This window comes from Chromobacterium sp. ASV23 (assembly GCF_016428945.1).
Lineage (GTDB): Bacteria > Pseudomonadota > Gammaproteobacteria > Burkholderiales > Chromobacteriaceae > Chromobacterium > Chromobacterium sinusclupearum.
This window is the reverse complement of sequence record NZ_JAELTR010000217.1, coordinates 1-407: the sequence shown is the minus strand read 5'-3', so window position 1 is coordinate 407 and position 407 is coordinate 1. Positions and strand designations below refer to the sequence as shown.

1 protein-coding gene is annotated in these 407 nt (G+C 49.1%); it reads left to right on the top strand.

Going from position 1 to position 407, the window contains the following annotated elements; genetic code table 11:
• Positions 1–314 (top strand): hypothetical protein (locus JHD59_RS22305; protein WP_233164481.1); only part of this gene is annotated, 314 nt, incomplete at its 5' end.
• Positions 315–407 lie beyond the last annotated feature (93 nt).

Here is a 407-nt window from a genome sequence, read left to right as displayed (position 1 = left end):
CTAATAGAGCTGAGCAGGAGCATGCACGTGTAATGCAATCCCTGCAAAGCCTAGAACGTTATCGATCCATCAAAGCTCAGGCCATGACCGCAACCAAAGCCGCCTTGAACAGCTACGACGGACCTGAGTTGTCGGCTTCTGAGGCACGAATGCTGGAGATGAAATATCACCCAGCCGAGAAAAGCTCATCAAGCGATATTGAAAATCATATCAACAAAGGGCTCCAAGAACGTACCGAGGCGATGGATGAACATTTTGCGGTGATGAAAGAGCTTATGTCTGCCTCCAATTACACGGGAGCAGACTATGACTGACCTACATGATCCCTATGGTCCGAATCGCCTGACCCAGTATCTTTGTCCGATTCTAACGCGCCAGGAGGCTATATTAGCATTACGATTCCTGCC